Origin of the sequence: Streptomyces sp. ST2-7A (assembly GCF_021390475.1) — a bacterium.
Taxonomy (GTDB): domain Bacteria; phylum Actinomycetota; class Actinomycetes; order Streptomycetales; family Streptomycetaceae; genus Streptomyces.
This window is the reverse complement of sequence record NZ_JAJUWS010000004.1, coordinates 109,389-129,627: the sequence shown is the minus strand read 5'-3', so window position 1 is coordinate 129,627 and position 20,239 is coordinate 109,389. Positions and strand designations below refer to the sequence as shown.

The window sequence follows — 20,239 nt, the reverse complement described above, 5'->3', positions numbered from 1 at the left end:
CGCCGGCGGCCCTCCCGCGTTCCTCCCCACGGCCCCCGGGTCAGCCACCGCTCGGGACGGCGTCCCCCCGGTGCGGGGGCCCCTCGCCGGTTCCGCTTCCGCCATCCGTCGTCCCACCGTTCACCGGGGTGTTGTCCGCCGGGGTGTCGGCGGGTTCCGGCACGGTGGGGGGCGGGTCCACGGGACGGCGGTGGACCCGGGTCGCCGTGATCTCCGCCCGCGCCCCCTCGTCCGCAGGTGGGCCGGGCAGGCCGGGACGCAGGTGCTCCTCGACACTGATGTACTTCAGGCCGGCCCGCAGGTCGGCGTCGTTCCGCAGGCGGATCACCAGCGGGAACTCGGCCAGCGCCGTGGTGTCGAACAATCCGGTGGTGTAGAGCAGTTGGACGCCCAGGGCGTTCGCCACGGCCCGCTGGAGCTCCAACAGGTAGGTGGCGTTGGCCCGGCCGATGGGGTTGTCCAGGAAGAGCGTGCCGGCGTGCCGGTGCCGGTCGCGCCCCCGGTCGTTGCCGCGCAGGGCGGCCATGGTGCAGTACAGCGCGATGGCCGCGGTCAACAGCTGGCCCCCGGAGAAGACATCGCCCATCTGCCCGACGGGCACCCGCTCGGCGCGCAGCACCGCGTCCGGCTTGAGGATCTCCACCGCGACGCCGCGGGGTACCAGAGCGGCGTGCACACCACGCAGCAGCAGGGACATGCCGTCCCTGCGCAGGTCGGTGTTGCGCCGCACGGCGGCCCGGGTCGTCTCGTCCACCACCTCGCCCAGGCGGGTGACCAGGGCGGCCCGATCCGGCTCCTCGAAGCGGATCCGCAGGAACTCCTGGCCGGACCACTCCCCCAGGCCGTCGGGGAGACGGGAGAGTCGCTGGGCGGCGCGCAGGGTGTCCAGGGAGGACTCCACCAGGCCGCGCAGTCGGTCCACGATGCCGTCGCGGTTGCGTTCCAGTTGGCCGAGCTCGTCGGTGAGCACCCGCAGCCGGGGCGCGAAGGCCGCGGCCCACGCCTCGGCGTGGGCCGGCAGAGCGGCCGGGGGCAGTTCCCGGATCTGCTGCCGGGCGGGAGTGCGCACGGCCTCGAAGCGTACGGAGTTGGCGTGCCGCACCAGACGGTCGGCGGCCTCCCGAACGGTGCCCTCCGCCGCCGACAGTTCGGCGGAGCAGGCGCGCAGGGCCCGGCGTGATTCGGCGGCGGTCCGGCGGGCGTCCTCGGCCGCGCCGGGGTAGGGCTCGGCCCCGGTGCCGTCGTCCCCGTCGCCCGGCGGAGCGGACTCGCCCGGCTCGGGTTCGCGCAGCAGGTCCAGGAGCTGGGCCGCGGTCTCGGCGAAGTCGGCGGCCGCGCGCTCGGCCTCGACCCGGCCGCGCTCGGCGTCCTGCTGCGCCAACCGGGCGGTCTCCAGCGCGTCACCCCGGCGGGCGAGTTCGCTCTCCGCCGCGCGCAACAGGGTCCGGGCGTGTTCGGCGTCGGTCGGCTCCATCCCCGGGGGCAGCTCGGCGTGGGCCCCACCCTCCCCCGGCGCGAGGCGTTCCGCTTCGCCGCGCAGCCGGCCCAGGCGCTCCCCCGCCTCGGCGGCACGGCCCTCCAGCAGTCGACCCAGGTCCTCGGCTCTCGCCGCGGCCGCCTGCCGGGCGGGGCCGTCGGCCCCGTCCGGCGTGGCCAGCAAACGACCGGCCCGGGTACGGATCCGGCTGCCCAACCGGTCCAGGGCCGCGCGGGCCGCACTCTCGTCCCCTTCCGCCCTGGCCTGTTCGGCACGCAGGTCGCTGCCCACGGCGACCTTCTCGTAGAGGCTGCCGGCGGCGCGGTAGGCCTCGCGCAGCGCGGGCAGGGCCGCGGGCTCGATCGGGTCGTCCCCGGCGTCGTCGGACGCGGCGGTGCCCTCCGGGGCGCCGGCGATCCCGGCCCGCTCGGCACGCAGGGTGCGGGCGGTGCGCCGGGCGTCGTCGGCGACGCGCTGCGCGGCCCGTCGGTCCTCGTCGGCCGCCCGCGCGCGCTCCAACAATCGGGCCGCCCGGTTCTCGGCCTCGGTGACCTCCTCGGCCAGTTCCCGGAGACGGGAACGGTGGGAGGGCCGCTCGCGCAACCGACGCGCGAGACCGGCGAGGGCGTCGGCCGCCCGACGGGCCCGTCGGGCGGCCTCGCCCCGGTCCTCGACGGCCCGGCGGGCCTCCTCGGCCGCCTCCTCCGCCTCCTGCCGGGCCGGTTCGGCGGCGTCCAGCTCGCGGCGGGCGGCGGAGGCCGCGAGGCGGACCCGCTCGGCCTCCTCGCGCAGGGCCGCCGGCCCGCCCGGCGGGCAGCCGGTGCGCCACGAGGCGAGCCGGGCCGCCAGCGCGCGATCCGCGGCGAGCCGGGCGGCCAGTTCACCGATCTCGGCGTCCCTGGCCCGCGCGCGTTCCCGCAGGGCGCCGCGTTCGGTGTCGGCGGCGTTCTCGTCGTGCATGGCGGGGTTGGGGGGCACCAGGAAGACCGTGGCCCGTCCTCCGGCGTCCCCGTCCCGACCGGCGGGCGGGACGGGGGCCAGCAGGGCCGCCGCGGTCCCCACCGCCACCGCCGACCTGGGCAGGAGCGCGGCGTCCAGGAGGATCTCCCGGGCCCGCTCCAGGCCGTCGGGATCGGTGACCACGACGCCGTCGACCAGCTCGGGGCGGGCCGCCAGCACGGCCGCGTGGTCGTCGGGGTGCACGGACTGCGCCAGGTAGCGCCAACCGGGCAGGGCGGGAACGCCGTGCTCGCCCAGGTACTCGACGGCGGCGAGCACGTCGGGCCCCGGCGGCAGCAGGCCGCCGTCGCCCAGGGCGGCGAGGATCCGGGAGTCCTCGGCCGCGCCCGTGCGCTGCTCGAACAGTCGGCGTTCGGCCGCTTCGACGGCCTCCTCCAGGATGCCCCGCAGTTCTTCCGCCCGGTCGTCCAACTCCTCCGCTCCGAGCGGATGGCGGGGATCGGCGCCCAGCAGGTCGCTCACCCGGGGTTCGGCGGCCAGTGTGCCGGCGATCCGGATCTCCGCGGTCAGCGCGGCCTCCGCCGCCTCCACCGCGTCGGCGGCGCGGGCCTCCGCCAACCGGGCCCGGGTGTGGCGTTCGGCGGCGCCGCGCGCGGCGTCCGCGGTGCGGACGGCGACCTCCCGGGCGGCGTGCAGGGCGGTCTCGGCGGTGCGGGCCGCGTCATCGGCGGCCAGCGCCGCGCGGGCGGGGTCCTCGGGGATCTCGCCCTCCCCGAACCAGCCCGCTCCCGCCGCTTCCGCGACCTCCCGGTCGAGCTCGGCGAGCCGCTGGTCGAGGTGATCGGCCTCGCTGCGGGCGCGTTGGGCGGCGGTGGCGGCGGCGGTGGCCTCCCGCCTCGTCTCCTCGCCGGAGGCCAGGAGTTCGGCGGAGCGCCGTTCGTGGCCGGCCGCCTCCCGTTCGGCCCCGTCCGCGGCGGCCTCCAGCGCACGGACCAGTTCCCCGGCGGCACGGGCCCGGGCGGCCAGCGCGGGGGCGGCGTCGCGTTCGGCCTCCCGGATGGCCTCGGCGACCCGGGCCGCCCGGTCGGCGGCGGAGCGGTGCTGGAGCACGATCTCGGCGGCCTGCCAGGCCGCGTGCAGCGAGCGGGCCTCGGCCAGTTCGCGCCGACGTTCCGCCGCCTCCCGTTCACCGTCGGCCAGCGCGGAGGCGGCGTGCCGCCAGGCGAGTTCGGCCGCGATGTCACGGGCGGTGTCACGGGCCCGGGAGGCGCCGGCGGTGGCCTCGGCCGCGACCGTCGCGCGCTCGGACAGCACGGCGGTCCGTTCGTTCTCCCGTTCCGCGCGGGCGGCCAGCCGACGCCCCAGACCCCGGGCGCGCCCCTCGGCGGCGCTGTGCACGGCGCGGGCGCGCTCCCGCTCGGCGGTGGCGCCGGCGATGCGCTCGAGCAGGTCGAGCGAGCCCGCGGTGAAGTCGCGTTCGGCGGTCAGCTCCTCGCGCCTGCCCAGTTTGTGGGCGAAGCCGTGCACGAGGTCGGCGAGGCCGTCGGTGTCCCGGTGGTCGGTGACCGCGCGCAGCAACAGATCGGTGAAGTCGGAGTCGGCGCGCACGGCGAAGAGCCCGGCGGCCTCGCCCTCGTCGGCGTTCATCTCGCGCTGGTAGCGGAAGAGCTCGGGGTCCAGGCCGAGGTCCTCCAGGTGCTCGCGCCAGCGCTCGTGGACCTCCTCCCACACCACATCGAGGTGGGGGTGGGAACGGCCGGTCTCGGTGAGGACGTCGCGGAAGCCGCGCATGGTGCGCCGGCGGCCCCGGGACACCGGGGCACCGGGGGCGTCCGGGGCGCGCGGGACGCCCCTCTCGGAGACCGGTAGGGAATCCAGCGACAGGCCGGGGCCGGGTCGGAAGGAGTACCAGGCCTCCGCGAACCGGCGGGGGTCGGAGGAGACCTGGCGTCCCCGCCACTCGCTGACCTTGCCGACGACGACGGTCTCACCGGTGATCGTGTGCTGCCACTCCAGGGCCACGTGCCCGCAGTCGTCGGCGAGCAGGAACTTCCGCAGCACACCCGAGCTGGCCCCGCCCAGGGTGTTGCGGTGGCCGGGGAGCATCACCGAGAAGATCAGCTTGAGCAGGACGGACTTGCCGCCGCCGTTCTCCAGGAAGAGGACCCCGGCCGGGGCGGGGCGACGGGGCGGCCCGACGGGTTCGCCCTCGAAGAAATCGGCCTGCACCGGGGCCGGCTCGGGCACCGGCGCGCCCACACCGCGCAGATCGAGCACGGTGTCGGCGTAGCGGGCACCGGCCGGGCCGATGGAGTGGAGGCGGATCCGGGACAGCTCGTACATCAGGGACTCTCGGCGCTCTGCGGGACGTTCGGGGTATTCGGGGCGGGCGGGGCGGGCGGATTCCGCGGGGTGCCGGGGGCGTCCGGGACTCCGTGGTCCGGGAAGGGCAGGCCACCGGGCGGGATTCCGGTGGCGGCCCCCGCTCCGGCGTCGGGGTCCGGGGCGCGGAGGGTGCCGTTGCCGTCGGTGACGGTGACCACCCCCAGGGAGAGCAGTTCGGCCATGGCCGCGGTGCCCGCCAGTTCGCGGACCTGGAGCCGGTAGCGGGGTGTGGTCCGATAGGTGCCACCGCCCTCGTCCCCTGTGCGCTGGAGGAATCCGGAGTCGGCGAGGAAGGCCACGGCCTTGCCCACGATGCCCGTGGTGGATCCGGCGAGTCGCCGGGCGTCCTTGGTGGCCCCGGTGGCACTGCGCCGGGCGTACACCCGCCAGGCCGCCTCCAGTTCGGGGCTGTCGGTGGCGGGGTCGGAGTTCTCCCCGCGCGCGGCGGCGCGTTCCTCCAGCAGCGCGCACGCCTGGCGGACGAAGGACTCCACCCCGGTGACCGCGACCCGTCCCGAGTACCCCTCGTCGGCCAGGTCGGCCGGGCGGGGGAAGGCCAGCGCCGCGACGGCGAGATGGGCCAGGCCGTGCAGGAAACGGTCGGCGGAGTCGGCCGCGGCCCGGCGGGCGTAGTCCCCGATGCGCACCGCGAAGACCGATTCCTCCGCGGCTGCGACGGCCATGCCGGCACGGGGGGAGACCTCCATCACGACCAGCCCCAGCCCGGTGGCGACCGCGTCGCAGAGCCGGGCCCAGGTCGGTTCCTCGTGATAACGGCGCAGCAGGGTGGTGTAGTCGGCGTCCCGGGCGGGCTGCAGACGGGGCTGGAGGCCGAGGGCGACCAGCCGGGCGGCGTCGGCGGCGTCGGCCGGGGTGAGGGGGCCGGGACGGTGGTCGGCACCGGTGGGGGTCGGGGCCGGCGGGGGACTCCCGATCGTTCCGCCGCCGAGAGGGCTTCGGGGGGAAGCGGACGGGCCCGGGTTCTCCCGACCGGGAAGGGCTCGGTGGGGTCCGGGATCGGTCACGGGTGGCGCTCCGGTGTCGACGGGGGTGCGGCGGGGACGCGGGGGGCGGGAATCGTGCGGGCCGGTCGACCGGTACCCGGGGGACACTCCCGAGGGGCGCTCACGCGGCGGCCTCCGCCCGATCGGCCGCCATCGCCCCGGTGTCCAACTCCAGTACGCCGACGATGAGGTCCGCGCCGCCGAAACCGGGGTCCTCCAGCGGGGTGCCGTCATCCACCGCGAAGAGCAGCCTGCGCTCACCCTGTCGGTAGGCGGTACCGATGGGCGGCGCGGCGGCGTGCACGACGATCAGGGCGATCAGGTGCGGCAGTGCGGGGTCGATCCGGCGGGCGTCGGCGAGCAGACCGGAGAGGCGTCGCGGCGCCTGTGGGGAGAGGTCCAGGAGACGGGCCGCCGCGGCCTTCTGGGACTCGTCGAACCGGCTGTCGTCGGGGGTGGCCACCAGGTCCGGCTCGGGCAGCTCGGAGCCCAGGTGTTCCCGCGGCGCCGGCGGGGTCAGCAGCAGACCGACCAGATCGGTGAGTCGGGGAGCGCCGGGGGCACGCAGACCCGCGCCCCGTGCGAAGAAGGCGTCGGTGACCCGGCGCGCCTCGCCCAGCGGGCGTTCCAGTACGGGCGCCAGGATCTGTCCGTGCAGGTCGATGCCGACGCCGGTCGCCGTCGAGGAGAACGCCTGGCGGTCCTGTTCGGCGCGGAACAACGGGCCGGCCTCCAGGAGGCGGGACTGCAGGCGGGTGTGGCGTCGGATGCAGTCCCGCACGATGTCGACCAGCTCGGCGGCCCGCCTCTTGTGCACCGGGTCCTCGGCCTCGTCCCTGGCCCGCCGGATGTTGGTGAGGATGGCGTTCTCGTGGCGGTAGCGCTCGGCGATGTGGTCCAGCGCCTCGGAGATGAGACCGGGCACGCTCTCCATCCAGTCCACGGCCCGGACATCGCGGCGGGTCGCCTCCAGCGTGCGGCGCAGGGTCTCGGAGTACTGCACGGTGCGGTACCGGGCCTGTTCGGCGGCGAGCTGCGCGTCCGCGAGGCGCCCCCTGTTGATCAGCACCTCCAGCTTGACCTCGGCCGCGATCTGGGCACTGGTGACATCGGTGTCCAGCGCTCCGACCAGGACGTTGACCGCCTCGTCGGTGGTTCGCAGGCGGATGGCCCCGTCCGCTCCGGAGACCTCCTCGATGAGCTTGAAGTCGTAGTCGCGCCGGACGTAGGAACCCTCGGTGTCGAAGGTCCCGTAGACGACGCGGAAGCCGCGGTCGACACTGCCGACGTTGATCAGGTTCTCCAGGACCCAGCGGGCGACCCGTTCGTGTTCGTCGGGGGACCGGTCGGGGGCCTGGGCGGTGACCCGGGGACGCAGCCGGGCGACGACCTGTTCGTGGTCGGCGCCCGCGTCGAAATCCATGCTGAGGGTGACCAGGTCGATGGCGGCCAGGGCGATCTCGGCCATCGTGTACACGCCGTACTCGCCCGCCAGATTGGCCTTGCGCACGTCCAGGTCGTGCAGGGGCGCGGTGCAGGCCAGGGCGCGCAGCCGGCGGGCCAGGCCCTCGTCGGCCGCCGGACCGGGAGCGGGACGCGGCGCCGGGCGCGGCGGGGGACCGACGGCCGGTGTGGTCGACTCCGCGGACCCGGTGCGGGCGGAGCGTGCGTGCGGGATCACGCAGCACACTGTAGGCGGCCGCACCGACACCCCGACGCCGACCCCCGGCACGGATGATCATGGAAAGGGCCGGTCCGGGATCGGCCGGGAGGTTTGCGGGGGGCCGGTCGCGGGTCAGGGACGGTTGCGGGCCAGCAGCAGGGCGACATCGTCCTGCGGGTCACGGTGCAGTTCCTCCAGGACCGCGTCGCACATCTCCTCGATCGGTCGGGGCGGGCCGGAGACGACCCGCATCAGTGTGTGCAGCCCCACATCGATGTCGTCCCGGCGGTCCTCCACCAGACCGTCGGTGTACAGGACCAGGGTGGCGCCGCGCGGCATCGGCAGGCGCCGGGGTGAGAAGACCGCCCCGCCCACCCCCAACGGCCGGGCGGGCGGCACCTCCAGCAGGTGGGCGCGGCCGTCGGCGTCCACCATGACGGGTGGCGGGTGACCGGCCGAGGTGATCTCGCACCAACCGCCGGCCGGGTTGCACACCACGTGGACACAGGTGGCGATGGACTCCCCCAATCCGACGGTGGTCGCGTCGAGGTGCTCCAACAGTTCCGCCGGGGGCAGGTCCAACCGGGCCAGGGCCCGGGTGGTGGAGCGCAGTTGCCCCATGATGGCGGCGGCGTGCACCCCCTTGCCCATGACATCGCCGACGATCAGCCCGGTACGCCCCTCCCCCAGCGGGAGGACGTCGTACCAGTCCCCGCCGGCCTCGCTGACGGCGGGCAGGTATCGGGCGGCCAGGTCGAGCCCGGGGCGGTCGGTGGGAACGGGCGGCAGCAGACTGCGCTGGAGGGTGAGCGCGGTGCGACGTTCCCGGTGATAGAGGCGCGCGTTGTCGACGCTGATCGCCGCCCGGGCGGCGAGTTCTCCGGCCAGGGAGACGTCGGCGGGGGCGAAGGGTCGGGGGTTGGTGGTGCGGTACAGGCTGAGGGCCCCCAGGACGTGCCCGCGGGCGATGAGCGGCACGGCGAGGTAGGAGTGCACACCCGCCTCCCCCAACAGGTGGGCGGCCTCCTCGTCGCGAGCGATCCGGCGCAGTTCCCCGGCCCCCGGGCGGGGAAGCACGATGGTGCGACCGAGTGTGACGCAGCGGGTGATCATCCGGGTGGGCCCGTATGCGGCGAGATCACCGACCCGATCGGTGGCCCGCCTCGCGGCGGCGTTTCCCGCCCCCTCGTCGGCGGCGGCCACCGCCAGGGCCCGGAAGCGGACCGAGCCGTCGATCCGCACCGGCTCGCCGAGGTCCGCGAGGTCGCCGGTGAGCACTTCGTCCAGCAGGTCCACCGTGGCGAGGTCGGCCAGGCGGGGGACGGAGACGTCCGCCAGCTCCCGGGCGATGCGGGGGAGGTCCAGGGAGGAGCCGATGCGGTCGCCGGCGTCGGCGATCACGGCGAGCCGTTCACGGGCCTCCGCCACCTCGTCCCCGGCCCGGTGCCGCTCGGTGACGTCGGTCGCGGAGGCCGCCACGCCCAGGGGGCGGTCACCGCGGTCCACGACCCGGTAGTAGGAGACCGACCAGACATGATCGCGGTCGGGGTCGGCGGGGGTGCGACCGATGATCGTCTGGTCGACCACGGGGCGGCCGTCGGAGAGCACCCGGCGGACCGAGGAGGCGATCCGGGTGGGCTCGACGCCCGGCAGCAGATCACCCAGCCGTTGCCCCAGCAACCGCTCGGCGGGGATGCCCGTGATCCGCTCCAGCGCGGGATTGACCCGGCGCCAGCGCATCTCCTCGTCGAAGAGGGCCAGGCCGATCGGGGACTGTTCGACCAGGCTGTCGGAGAGGGCGAGGGTGGTCTCCAGTTCCCGCACGGTGTCGGCGTCGGCGGCCAGGCCGAGGATCTGGCGGCGTCCGTCGGGGGCCCGCATGCTGATATGGCGGAATTCGGCGCGCCGGGCCGAGCCGTCACGGCAACGGATCGGGAACACCCCCGCCCACTGCTGTCCGCCCAGCACCCGCAGGAACCACTCGGTGACGAGTTCCAGGTGTTCGGGGAAGATGAGGAGTCGACCGGCGTAGGCACCGACCGCCTCCTCGACCCGGTAACCGAAGAGGTGCTCGGCCTCCGGACTCCACAGCGCGATGCGGCCGTTCTCGTCGAGGACGAACGCCGCCACCCGCAGCAGGTCCAGCAATCCGCCCGGCGGCTCGCCGGGCCCGCTCGGGTCGAGGTTGCCGCCGGCACCGGGCGGCGGATCGGACGGTTCGGGCCCGGGCGGAAACGCGGACGGCCCCTCTCGCCCGTCGTGTCGCGGGGCGGGGTCCGGCGCGCCCCCCCTCGGGGCTCCCCCGCCCCCGGCTGCCGCCGGGGTTTCGGGGGGTTCGGCGGCATCACCGGCGCGTGGCGTCCCGACGGGGGGCGCGCCGGCCCTCCGTCGTTTCTCGCCGGCCATGCCGCCTCCTCGGTCACCCGACCCCGTCGGACCGGCGGGCTGCCGGGCCCTTCGGCCCGGAAGGGGGCCGGACGGGCGCCGTCATCCCGGTTCGTCCGGGGTATCCATTCAACTGCCGTCGGCCCCGGGCCGCGCGGTGAACGCGCCGGGTGGATCACGGAGGCCCCGGACCCCGTTCCGGCAATCCTCCGTTCGGGGGAATTTTGCCGGAATAGCGCGAGTGTTCCTATCCTGGTGCGACCGGTTCGGTCGCCCATGGACCCTCCCGGAGTCGCCGGGAGAACGACCGCCGGCGGGCCTCCCGTCGCGGTCGAGAGAGGGGTTGTGATGCCCGCACCCAAACAGTTGCTGAAATCCCTGTCCCCGGAATACCGCGAACGTCTCATGTCGGTGAGCCGGGAGGTCTCCTTCCCCCGGGGACACCGGATCTTCGAGGAACGGGGTCGGGCCGACCGTTTCTGGGTGCTCCGCTCGGGCTCGGTCACCCTGGACCTGCACCTTCCGGGGGAACGCACCGGTTCCGTGGCGGTCCTGGACCCGGGCGACCTGCTGGGATGGTCCTGGCTCTTCCCTCCCTACGAGTGGGACTTCGGGGCCGAGACCGTCAGTCCGGTGCGGGCCCACGAGTTCCTGGGCACCGAGGTCCGCGAGTTGTCCGATCACGACCCGGCCTTCGGATACACCCTGATGCGGCTGTTCGCCGAGATCCTGGCCAACCGCCTGCGTCTGGCCCGGAGCCGCGCCCTGGACCTCTACGCCCCGCGCACCGCGGGATGGTGAGGGATCCGCCCCCTCCGTGGCGGACCTCCCGCTCACTCCTCCCCGGCGCGTCGGGGAGCGGGGTCGTCGGGATCGGCCGGATCGGACCCGGGCATCCCCCACCCCCCACCGCCCGGTGTCCCGATCACCAGGAGGTCCCCGGCGGCGGCCTCCACCGCGTCGCGACCGCGCAGTTCCCGCCGCTCCCCGTCCGCGCCCACCATCGCGTCCCGGCCGAGCGCGCCCGGTGACCCACCGGCCATGCCGTAGGGCGGGACGCGGCGGTGCCCGCCCAGCAGCGTGACGCTCATCGGCTCCAGGAAACGGAGGCGGCGCACCACGCCGTCACCCCCGCGCATCCGCCCCGCGCCACCGCTGCCCTCCCGAACCGCGAATTCCTCGACCCGGACCGGATGCCGCCACTCCAGGATCTCCGGATCGGTCAGGCGGGAGTTGGTCATATGGGTCTGCACCGCCGAGGTGCCGGGGAAGTCCGGCCCGGCGCCGGAGCCGGAGGCGAGCGTCTCGTAGTACTGGGTCCGGTCGTTGCCGAAGGTGACGTTGTTCATCGTGCCCGAACCCTCGGCCTGCACCCCCAGCGCCCCGTAGAGGGCGCCCACCAGCGCCTGGGAGGTCTCCACGTTGCCCGCCACCGTGGCCGCGGGGTGGCGCGGGGCCAGCATGCACCCCTCGGGGATGCGCACCTCCAGAGGTGCCAGACAGCCGCTGTTGAGCGGGATGTCGTCGGCCACCAGGGTGCGGAAGACGTACAGCACCGCGGCCGTGACCACCGAGGACGGGGCGTTGAGATTGTCCTCCCGTTGCGGGGAGGTTCCCTCGAAGTCGATCACCGCGGAGCGGGCCTCCCGGTCCACGGTGATCCGCACCGCGATCACCGCCCCGGAGTCCGTCTCGTAGCGGCGGGAACCGTCCGAGAGGTCGGCGACGATCCGTCGCACCGCCTCCTCCGCGTTGTCCCGCACGTGTCCCATGTAGGCCAGGACCGTCTCCCGGCCGAAGCGGTCCATCACGGCCCGCAGTTCGGCCACACCCTTCTCGTTCGCGGCCAGCTGGGCGCGCAGGTCCGCGAGGTTGGCGTCGGGATTTCGCGAGGGGTGGGGGCCGGAGGTCAGCAGTGCCCGGGTCTCCTCCTCCCGCAGCCGACCGTCGCGCACCAGGAGGTGACTGTCGAAGAGGATGCCCTCGTCGTGGACGGTGCGGCTGAAGGCCGGCATGGAACCGGGGCTGATCCCGCCGATCTCCGCGTGGTGACCCCGGGAGGCGACCAGGAAGAGCAGTTCGGGGGGTGTGTCGGGCGCGGCGGGGTCCGGGGCCGCGAAGACCGGGGTGACCACCGTGACATCGGGCAGGTGCGTACCCCCGTGGTAGGGATCGTTGACCGCGTAGGCGTCCCCCGGTCGCATGGTGCCGCCCGTGCGACGGAGCACCGCCCGGATGGAGTCGCCCATCGACCCCAGGTGCACCGGGATGTGCGGGGCGTTGGCCACCAGGTTGCCCTCCGGGTCGAACAGCGCGCAGGAGAAGTCGAGCCGCTCCTTGATGTTGACCGAATGGGCGGTGTTCTCCAGGGTGACGCCCATCTGCTCGGCGACCGCCATGAAGAGGCTGTTGAAGACCTCCAGCCGCACCGGATCCACCTCGGTGCCGACGGCGACGGCGCGCGGGCGCGGCAGGACGCGTTCGATCACCACATGACCCTCCGGGCGGACGACGGCCCGCCACCCCGGCTCCACCACGGTGGTCGCGTCGGGCTCGGTGATCAGCGCCGGGCCGGTCACGGTGTGGCCGGGGCGCAGGTCGGCGCGCCGGTGCAGGGGGGCCTGTCGGCTCCCTCCGCCGGCATACAGCCCCACCCGTTCCACGGGCTCCGCCTCCACCGTCGGGCCGGTCCCGACCGGTGTTCCGGCCCCCTCACCGGCCTCCGGGGCGTCGGAACGCGCGCCCCGCGTCGATCGGGTCGCCTCAACGACCGCGGTCGCCACCACCAGCGGGCGGTCGGCCGCGAAGCCGTACCGGGCGCGGTGCGCGGCGGTGAAGGCCGCGGTCATGGCCTCCGGGTCGTCCGGTTCGACCGGCAGCGCGGCGTCGGTGCCCGCGTACCGCAGGTGCGCCCGGGCGGTGGTGGTGATCGCCCCCTCGGCCGGACCGTCGAGGAGCAGGGCGGCCCGGGCCTCCTCGGCCAGTTCCGCGCACACCCCGCGCAGCACGTCGGCGGCCTCCGCGTCCAACCCGCGCTCCACCGAGCGCTCGCGCATCACCGTCACGTCGGCGAGTCCGATGCCGTGGGCGGACAGGACACCCGCCAGTGGCGGGACGACGACGGTGCCCACACCCAACGCGTCGGCGACCGCGCAGGCGTGTTGGCCCCCGGCGCCGCCGAAGGAGACCAGCGCGTGGGTGGTGACGTCGTGACCGCGCCGCACCGAGATCCGTTTGACCGCGTTGGCCATCGCCAGGACGGCGATGTCGAGGAAGCCGGCCGCCACCTCCTCGGGGGTGCGACGCACCCCGGTCCGGCGCTCGGTCTCCTCGGCCAACCGGGCGAAGCCCTCGCGCACCACCTCCCGGTCCAGCGGGAGATCGCCGTCGGGACCGAACACGTGCGGGAAGTGCCCGGGGCGCACGCGCCCCAGCATGACGTTGGCGTCGGTGACCGTGAGCGGCCCACCGCGCCGGTAACAGGCCGGACCGGGGACGGCACCGGCCGAGCGGGGACCCACCCGGTAGCGCAGGCCGTCGAATTCCAACACCGACCCTCCGCCGGCGGCGACGGTGTGGATGTCCATCATCGGCACCCGCACCCGCACGCCGGCGACCTCGCCACCGTCGGTGCGTTCCCACTCCCCCGCCCAGTGGGACACGTCGGTGGACGTGCCGCCCATGTCGAAGCCGACCAGCTCCCGATAGCCGATGGCCGAGCAGGAACGGGCCATGCCGACCACACCGCCGGCGGGCCCGGAGAGCAGGGCGTCCCGCCCCCGGAAGGACGCGGCGTCCCGCAATCCGCCGTTGGACTGCATGAACAGCAGTGGAATACCCGGCAGTTCGGCGGAGACCCGCTCGACGTAGCGGCGCAGCACCGGGGAGAGGTAGGCGTCCACGACGGTCGTGTCGCCGCGGGGCACCAGCCGGATCAGCGGGGCGACCTCGTGCGAGACGCTCACCTGCTCGAACCCGATCTCCCGGGCCAGACGGGCGACCTCCCGCTCGTGATCGGGATACCGGTAGCCGTGCATCAGCACCACGGCCACGGAGCGGTAACCCGCCTCCCGGAGCGTCGCCAACGCGTCACCCGCGGCCCGCCGGTCCAGGGGCAGGATCACCTCGCCGTACGCCGAGACCCGCTCCGGGATCTCCACCACGCGGTCGTACACCGCCTCCGGGAGCACGATGTGACGGTCGAACAGGCGGGGGCGGTTCTGCTGCCCGATGCGCAGCGCGTCGCGGAATCCCCGGGTGGTGATCAGCGCGGTGGGTTCGCCCCGCCGCTCCAGGAGCGCGTTGGTCGCCACCGTCGTCCCCATCCGCACGCCCGCGATGCGCCCGGCGGGGATCGGCTCGTCGGCGCCCAACCCCATCACCCGACGGATTCCCGCGACGGCCGCGTCCCCCGTTCGCGCGGGATCCTCGGACAACACCTTGCCCGCCACCAGTTCACCGTCCGGTCGGCGGGCCACCACGTCCGTGAAGGTGCCGCCCCGGTCGATCCAGAATTCCCAACGCCCGCTCATGGCGATCATCGTGCCCGATCCCCGGCCGTCGGGCCACGGTGCGGCGGGGCCCGGGAGCGCGCGGCTCCCCCGATGTCCCCCGGGGAGAGCCGCGCGGTGCCGGGACCGACCCGCCGGATCGGCCGCTCGGCCGCCGGTGGCCCGGGCGACAGGGGGGAGCGAGGGGTCGGTGCCGGTCGGCCCGGGATGTCCCGACGGGGTGCCGAGTCGACCGCCGCCACCCGCACGGCACCGGTCGGCACGGCCGGACCCGTCTCGCCCAGCGCCGCCCGGGTGGCGTGCTCCGCGGCGCGGTCCAGCAGCGGGGCGGTCCCCGCCACCCGGTGCCGCGCCTCCTCGACCGCCAGCCCCAGCAGCCCCGGCAGCAGGTCCCGTGATCGGTCGAGGACCCAGCGGGTGCCCTTGGTCGCCATCCACCGCGTCGCCGCCACGCGTCCGGGGGGTTTCCGGTCACAGCGCACGGAGGGCGGCGCCCCGCCGTACGGATCCCGGACCGACAGCAGGGTGTGGACCTCACGGGCCAGCAGACGGTGCCCGAGTTCTCCCGGGTGCAACCGGTCCACGCTCCGGAATCCGGGGGACGCCAGCATCGGATGGTCGGCGAGGTGGAGGTGGAGAGCGCCGTGCCGGGCCGCCACGGTGTGCACCACCTCGTTGAGCGAGCGCATCCGGCGGGCCAACGGGCGGGCGAGGGGGCCCGGCAGGCCCAGCAACCGGCCGGGGTCGGGAAGGCAGGCGGTGACCACCACGGCCCCGTCCGCCACGAGACCGCCGACCACCGTGTCCAGCGAGCGGGCCACGTGATGGATGTCGAAGGAGGTCCGCAGGGTGTCGTTGCCCCCGACCAGGACCGACGCCAGGTGCGGACGGAAGCGGCGGGCCGGGGGCAGTTGGCGCTCGGCGACATCGGCGCACCGGGCACCGCTGCGGGCAGGTCGTTCGAACCGCACCGGGCGCCGGGGGGTGGCGAGGGCGTCCGCGAGCAGCGCGGCCCACCCCCGCCAGGTGCCGTCGGGCAGCGGGTCGCCGATGCCCTCGGTGAGCGAGTCGCCCAGCGCGACGTACCTCAGCTCGTCGGAGGGGAGCTCTCCCCCGATCCGCGGGACCGTGTTCACGGCAGTCCCTCCCCGAACCGATCGGCGGCGCCGGCGATCCCGGTGACCGGGACGGCGGGAACGGCCGGCACGGAACGCCGGCCGACCGGTGCCCCCGGGAGCCACGGGGCGATCCCCGGGAGGCTGGGGGCCGGCGGAAGCTCCGGGGGGCCGACGGTAGTACGCCGGCGGGCGGGGATCCGTTCGGCCGCCGCCTCGTGGGCGGTGAGGAAGGCGCGCACGGCCGCCTCCCGCGGATATCGCTCGGCACGTCGTCGGGCCCGGGCCCGACGGTCGGGTCCTGGCCGGTCAAGAAGGGTCAGCACGCCCTCCGCGAAGGCCCTTCCCGTGCCGGTCGCGGCCACACCGGCGTTCGCCATCAGCGCGGGTACGGCGGAGTCGGCGTGCGCCACCACCGGGGTACCACAGGCCAGGGCCTCCATGGCGGCCGGCCCGAAGGTCTCGGCCGGACCGGGGGCCAGGACGATGTCGGCGAACGCCTGCAGGGCCGCCGGTCGGCCGGCCTCGCCGATGTGTCCGGCGAACACCACCGGCAGTCGGTCGGCCCGGACCCGTTCCGCCATCCGGCCGCGCAGCGGGCCGTCCCCGGCCACCACCAGGCGGGCCCCCACCCCGCGCGCCCGCAGGTCCGCGAGCGCGTCCGGGGCGAGTTCCGGGTGCTTCTCCGGGGAGAGCCGCGAACAGAGCAGGAGCAACACCTCGTCGGGGGTCGCGAACCGGGCCCGCAGCGCGGGGTCCCGCAGCTCCGGCCGGCGGCGCCCCAGATCCACCCCGAGCGGTGCCAGGACCACGTTGCGCGCCCCGATCCGGACGAACTCCGCCTCCGCCCGGCGGGTGGTGCACACCACCCGGCTGTAGGCCCGGGCGGTGAGCCGGTTGAGGCGGTCGGCGACGGCCCGTGCCATCGGGAGCGGGGTCCCCCGGGCCGCGAGGACACCGTCGACGCTCTCGTGCGAGACCATGACCGCCCGCACCCGATGGTGGCGGGCCCACTCCCCCGTCCAGCGCAGGGTGGTGCGGTCGGACACCTCCAACCGGTCCGGTGCCAACCGGCCGAGCAGGGCCGCCAGTCGTGGACGGTCGGTCAGTGCCCGATAGCCGCCGGTACCGGGGATCCGGGGGCTATCGGGCAGGGTGATGACCCGACCGGCCGGGGTGCGGAGGTCGGAGAACCCGGTACCCGGCACCACCAGCACGGGGTCGTGGCCGGCGGCGAGGTACCCGGCTCCCAGTTCGATCAGCGCGGTGCGCAGGCCGCCGGAGGCGGGGGCGACGAAGTTCGCCGGCCGCACGATCCGCAGGCCGCGGTCGGCGCGGCTCACCGCGCGACCGCCGTCCGGTTCCGGAGCACCCGCCGGTAGTGCTCCAGCAACCGGTCGCCGATCGCCTCCCAGCTCCGGCCGGCCACGGCCTCCGCGCCGGCAGCGGCCAGCCGGGCCCGCCGCGCCGGATCGTCGCGCAGCGCCGCCACGGCCTCCCGCAGCGCCCCGCCGTCGCCGGGTGGGACGAGCAGCCCGGTGCGGTCGTGGTCCACCAGGTCCAGGGGGCCGCCCGCGGCGGGGGCGATCACCGCGACTCCGGACGCCTGGGCCTCCTGCACCGTCTGGCAGAAGGTCTCGAAGGGACCGGTGTGCACGAAGACGTCCAAGGAGGCGTGCAACCGTGCCAGGTCGTGGCCGGTGAGCCGGCCGGTGAAATGCGCCCCGGGCAGGGCCGCGCGCAGGGCGGGGGCACTGGGGCCGTCGCCGACGACCACCGTGCGGACGCCGGGCAGGGCCGCGGCGGGGCCCAGCAATTCGACGTGCTTCTCGGGCGCGAGCCGACCGATGTACCCGATCAGCAGTTCGCCGTCGGGGGTCAGTGAGCGGCGCAGGTCGGGGTCGCGGTGGGCGGGGTCGAAGCGTGCGGTGTCCACGCCCCTGGGCCACAGCCGGACCCGGGGCACACCGTGCTCCTCGAGGTCGCGGAGGGAGGAGGTGGAGGGGGCGAGGGTGATGTCGGATGCGGTGTGGACGGCGTGGATGCGACGCCAGGCCGCGGCCTCCCCGGCGCCGAGATAGGTGCGGGCGTACCCGGCGAGGTCGGTCTGGTAGACCGAGACGACCGGGGCGCCCACCCGGGCCGCGGCGGCCAGACCGCGCGGGCCCAGGACGAAGGGACTGGCCAGGTGGACGATGTCGGGTCGGTGGTCGGCCACCGCACGGGCGAGCCGGCGGCTGGGGAGCGCCACCCTCACCTGGGGGTAGCCGGGAAGCGGGAGGGAGGGGATGGAGACCACGGGGGCGGGTCCGTCGGTGGGCACCCGCACACCGGGAGCCGGGGCGGGTGCGATCACCAGGGGGTGGTGGCCGCTCCGCGCGAGGTGGCGTGCGGTCTGCAGTGCGCAGTGGGCCACCCCGTTGACGTCCGGGGGGTAGGACTCGGTCACGATGACGACGCGCATGGTGTGGTTCTCGCCCGCTCGGACGTTTTTTCGCCCACGTCGGCGTGTCGGCCCGGGAAACGTCCCATGAGCGCTTGACACACCCGGGCGCCCCACCGGTACGGGGGCGTGCGCCCGGGACCCGGGAGGAACAGGGGGCGTCCGGGTGTCGCGCTCCCGCCGCCGGGCGGTGGGTGAACGCCGGGCGCCGGCGGGATCCCGGCCCCGTCCGTTGCCCGACACCGGACCCCGGTGGCCCCGGGGTACGGGGAGGACCCTCGGGGCTCAGCGTCCCGGGGTGCCGTCCAGTCGCCCGCGCACCGCGCTCTGGACCTCGTCCCACTCCGCCGGATCGGCGGCCAGGCGGCGCAACCGTTCCACCACCCGGGCGTCCCCGGTGGTCGCGAAGCGGGCGGCGGTCTCCCGGGTGTCCTGCTCGCAGTCCCACAGGCACTCGACGGCGAACCCGGCGGGGAACGAGGGATCGGTGGCCGCGAGGGCGGGGGCGGTGCGGCCCCGCAGCAGGGAGGAGAGCGTCTCGCGGTAGAGGTGTCGCAGCAGGGGTGCGGCACCGTCCGGGCCCAGTCGCCCCACCCCGTCGACCAGGTCGGGCAGCAGCTGTTCGATCAGGGGGTCCCCCGTCCACCGCACGGCCGTGCGCAGGGACTCCAGCACCGTGGGCCCGTCGGCGGCCGAGCCGTGGCGGGCGAGCAGGACGCCGGCGGCGACGCCGGTCGGGGCCGGGGTCGGGTCGGACGCGCCGGGGAGCCCCCCTTCCTCCCCGCACAGGGCACGGGCCAGGGCCAGGGCGTCGTCCCCCCGCATCCGGGTGAGGGCGAGGAGGGCGGCCCGCGCCACGTCCTCGTGGGAACCCGGGGCCGTGGCGTCCCGGAGCAGTCCGGGGGCGGCCGGGTCGCCGCGCTCGGCGAGGTAGCGCAGGGCGGTGATCCGTTCGCCCGGGGCACCGGCACGGGCGACGGAGCGCAGCAGCGGCCGGTCGTCGGGGCCGGCCACCACCGCGAGGCAGCGGGCGGCGGCGTCGGGACGGAAGTCGTCGGGGTTCTCCTCCCGGTCCCGGTTCGCCCGGGCGAGGACGGAGTCCACGCTCCAGTCCGGTCGGGGGGTGTCGGGGCGCAGTTGGCGCCGCCAGCGGTCGAAGTCCGCCGCTCGCCGGGCCTCCCGCAACCGGGCTCCCTGGGCAGGACGTGCCGGATCCTCCTCCCACAGCCGCCAGGGACGGGGCTCCCAGGCATCGCGCATCGCGACGCCGAGGGAGACCGCCCCCTCCCGGTCGTCGGGGAAACCGGCGAGGACCACGGGGCCGAGGGCGCGCAGCGTTTCGTCGTCCTCGCACCCGGCCAGTTCGTCCAGGGCCCACAGCCGGCCGGCCCCGGCCCGGATGTGCCGGCGCAACAGGATCGGAGCCCGCCGGTCCCCGTAGCGGGCCAGGTGACCGAGGACCGCGATCGCCAGACCGACCCGTTCCTCGCCACCCTCCCCCGACACCCCCCGGGAGCCGGTGTGGATCGGGAGCTCCTCGTGGGCGGCCAGATGGTCCTCGACCGCGTCGAGGTCGGCCGAGAGCTCGATGTACAGACGCGCGTAGTACAGGGATCGGTGCTCGACCCGCCAGTCCCGACGGGGGTCCCACCGCACACAGTGATCGAGGGCCTCCACGGCCTCGGTGCGCGGCGCCGCGAGGGCGTGCAGCGCACCGTCCCCCCGGCCGCGCCGGAGCAGCCCGAGCAGCGAGCCGCTGGGCGCTATGTCTGTTTCGAACGGACCTGCGTGCATGAGTTCAGCATCCGGGGAGGGGAAGCGGCTGGCAACGGGATTTCCCCCGGTCCGCGCGCCGGGGACGAGGGGGGAGCTCCGGGAGCGGGTTGTGGAACGGGAGGGGGCCGGCACACCGACCCGGAGACGGACGGGGCGACGGCGGACGGAGCGGCCCGGCCGGCCACGAATCCCTTACGGGCTCGGGAAAGCTGTGCCAGAGTCGGAGACCGTTCGTGCCGTCCCCGCCGGTGGCAGCGCACCGGCCCGTACCGCATCGGGGCTCAGGAATGCTCTCCTCCCAGCATCCGGAACACTCGGCGAGCGACTCCCCGGACGGGAATCGGCTCCGGGACCTCATCGCGCGGGCGCGAGGACTCCGAGAGGGTATCGCCGTCGCCCGCCGGGGAAAACCGGACTCCGGGAACGAGGGGGGCGATCCGAGGCCGGGGTGGGGACCAGCGGCACGGCGCGCCGAGGAGTTGGTCGTACTGCTGGAACGGTTGGACCGGGGACGGGTGCC

Annotated in this window: 9 protein-coding genes and 1 pseudogene; 1 reads left to right on the top strand and 9 read right to left on the bottom strand. The window is 75.5% G+C overall.

Annotated elements, in window-relative coordinates:
- Positions 1–40 precede the first annotated feature (40 nt).
- The 4 genes and pseudogenes from LZF96_RS04020 to LZF96_RS04005 form a co-directional block, all read right to left on the bottom strand.
- A complete protein-coding gene (locus tag LZF96_RS04020; protein ID WP_233865668.1) occupies positions 41–4,780 on the bottom strand; it encodes a hypothetical protein in 4,740 nt (1,579 codons plus the stop codon).
- A gap of 101 nt (positions 4,781–4,881) precedes the next feature.
- Positions 4,882–5,757, bottom strand: a pseudogene (locus LZF96_RS04015) (hypothetical protein); the annotation flags it as partial.
- Positions 5,758–5,947: 190 nt separating this feature from the next.
- The gene (locus LZF96_RS04010; protein WP_374203093.1) at positions 5,948–7,504 is read right to left on the bottom strand and encodes a hypothetical protein; all 1,557 of its coding nucleotides are present in this window, start codon (positions 7,502–7,504) and stop codon (positions 5,948–5,950) included.
- 117 nt (positions 7,505–7,621) lie between these two features.
- Complete coding sequence (locus LZF96_RS04005) at positions 7,622–9,637, bottom strand: SpoIIE family protein phosphatase (RefSeq protein WP_233865664.1); 2,016 nt, start codon at positions 9,635–9,637, stop codon at positions 7,622–7,624.
- A 585-nt stretch (positions 9,638–10,222) separates the two neighbouring features.
- Between LZF96_RS04005 and LZF96_RS04000 the strand changes: the two genes are divergently transcribed.
- Positions 10,223–10,675, top strand: coding sequence for a Crp/Fnr family transcriptional regulator (locus LZF96_RS04000; RefSeq protein ID WP_233865662.1), 453 nt, complete (start codon positions 10,223–10,225; stop codon positions 10,673–10,675).
- Positions 10,676–10,707: 32 nt separating this feature from the next.
- Here LZF96_RS04000 and LZF96_RS03995 read toward each other — a convergent pair whose 3' ends face one another.
- From LZF96_RS03995 to LZF96_RS03975, 5 genes are all read right to left on the bottom strand, one after another.
- Positions 10,708–14,406: a hydantoinase B/oxoprolinase family protein gene (locus tag LZF96_RS03995; protein WP_233865660.1), complete on the bottom strand. Its 3,699-nt coding sequence runs from the start codon at positions 14,404–14,406 to the stop codon at positions 10,708–10,710.
- Positions 14,407–14,411: 5 nt separating this feature from the next.
- The gene (locus LZF96_RS03990; protein WP_233865658.1) at positions 14,412–15,521 is read right to left on the bottom strand and encodes an SGNH/GDSL hydrolase family protein; all 1,110 of its coding nucleotides are present in this window, start codon (positions 15,519–15,521) and stop codon (positions 14,412–14,414) included.
- Entirely contained in the window at positions 15,518–16,843 is a 1,326-nt protein-coding gene (locus LZF96_RS03985; protein WP_233865657.1) for a glycosyltransferase, read from the bottom strand. The genes LZF96_RS03990 and LZF96_RS03985 overlap by 4 nt, the downstream gene beginning before the upstream one ends.
- Positions 16,840–17,964 (bottom strand): glycosyltransferase family 1 protein, encoded by a 1,125-nt coding sequence (locus LZF96_RS03980; protein WP_233865656.1) that lies wholly within the window; start codon positions 17,962–17,964, stop codon positions 16,840–16,842. Before LZF96_RS03980 ends, LZF96_RS03985 begins: the two co-directional genes overlap by 4 nt.
- A gap of 264 nt (positions 17,965–18,228) precedes the next feature.
- Complete coding sequence (locus LZF96_RS03975; protein WP_233865655.1) at positions 18,229–19,737, bottom strand: HEAT repeat domain-containing protein; 1,509 nt, start codon at positions 19,735–19,737, stop codon at positions 18,229–18,231.
- Between the last annotated feature and the right edge of the window lie 502 nt (positions 19,738–20,239).

Bases quoted from the DNA above. Each gene is read 5' to 3' on its own strand.
- LZF96_RS03975 (WP_233865655.1), bottom strand. From the start codon at position 19,737: ATGCACGCAGGTCCGTTCGAAACAGACATAGCGCCCAGCGGCTCGCTG.
- LZF96_RS03980 (WP_233865656.1), bottom strand. From the start codon at position 17,964: ATGCGCGTCGTCATCGTGACCGAGTCCTACCCCCCGGACGTCAACGGG.
- LZF96_RS04000 (WP_233865662.1), top strand. From the start codon at position 10,223: ATGCCCGCACCCAAACAGTTGCTGAAATCCCTGTCCCCGGAATACCGC.
- LZF96_RS03995 (WP_233865660.1), bottom strand. From the start codon at position 14,406: ATGAGCGGGCGTTGGGAATTCTGGATCGACCGGGGCGGCACCTTCACG.
- LZF96_RS04020 (WP_233865668.1), bottom strand. From the start codon at position 4,780: ATGTACGAGCTGTCCCGGATCCGCCTCCACTCCATCGGCCCGGCCGGT.